Annotated in this window: 1 protein-coding gene; it reads left to right on the forward strand. The window is 48.5% G+C overall.

Annotation, left to right across the window (positions count from 1 at the left end; all coding sequences use genetic code 11):
* On the forward strand, positions 1-1,234 hold a 1,234-nt coding region (locus ACFINY_RS09720), incomplete at both ends, for a hemagglutinin repeat-containing protein (protein WP_375701069.1).

Raw genomic sequence — 1,234 nt, forward strand, 5'->3', positions numbered from 1 at the left:
ATCCCTGAAAAAGACAGAGCCTCCTTTGTTTCTGCTGGGGCTTTGATCATGGGCGATGATGTCAATATCACCAGCCAGAATACGAGCAATTCAACGATTATCAATTCAGGGCGGATTGCGGCAAATCACCAATTGCATGTGCATGGTGGGGATATCCTCAGTCAAGGGGGGCATTTTGCGGCGGGTGGTGATGCTGTTCTCCTTGCGGAGAAGAATATTCGTTTAGATGCAGGGCGCACAACGGTTGACGGCGTGGAGACCGTTTTAAACACCGAGGCGCTTTCTGCTGGTGGTAATGCAACGGTGATTGCCAAACAAGATATCACAGCCTCAGGGGTGGGGATCACTACCGGAGGTGATCTTGCCATGGCTACAGAAGAAGGTAACTTGACGATCGGTTCAGCAGAAACCCATTACCATGATGAACACGGTGATGCCACCATGCATCATAAATCAGAAGTCAACTCTGGAGGCTCGACGACACTTGCCTCTGGAAAAGATTTGAATATCTTAGGCTCTGATGTTCAAGCAACGGATAAACTTCTCTTACAAGCTGAGGGCAATGTTTCGATTGATGCCACACGCAACAGTACCAATAGTCATCGCGGGGATCAAACCTTTCATGTCGCCGTGCACAATGGCTCTCATTTAAGTTCTGGAAAAGATACCACTGTCATCTCAGGTCAAGATATCCATATTGCTGCTTCCGATATAGATGCCAAGGGCAATGTTGGTCTTGGTGCCCAAGGGGAGATAACAATAGGGGTGAGAAACGATGAGATGGAGTATCATCTTCGCACCAAAAACACGAAAGTGGATATGCAAGCCTCTCATGCCGTTGGATCTTCGATAAAATCGGGAGGTGACACCACGGTCATTGCAGGGCAGGATGGCAAACCGCATGATCTTAGCATCACAGGCAGTTCCATTGCGGCTGATGGCAAGGTAGGGCTGAAAGCCAGCAACGATGTCCTGATCAATAATGCAGAGGATAGCTTACATTATGAGATGTCGTATCACAAAGACGGTGGGGTGTTTAGTAGCAGCAAATCTGAGCATAACAAGATGGATGTGAGCCAAGTTGTGGGGTCAAGCATAACAGGGGGTGAAGGCATTGCCATTGATTCCGGAAACAACACGGAAGTTGTAGCCTCGATGCTCGTAGCCGGTAAGGCAGAGGAAACGTCAGGAGAGAAAGCACCAGGAGAACAGAAACAAGCGGATATTACCATTC

The organism is Bartonella sp. AA23NXGY (assembly GCF_042197165.1).
Lineage (GTDB): Bacteria > Pseudomonadota > Alphaproteobacteria > Rhizobiales > Rhizobiaceae > Bartonella.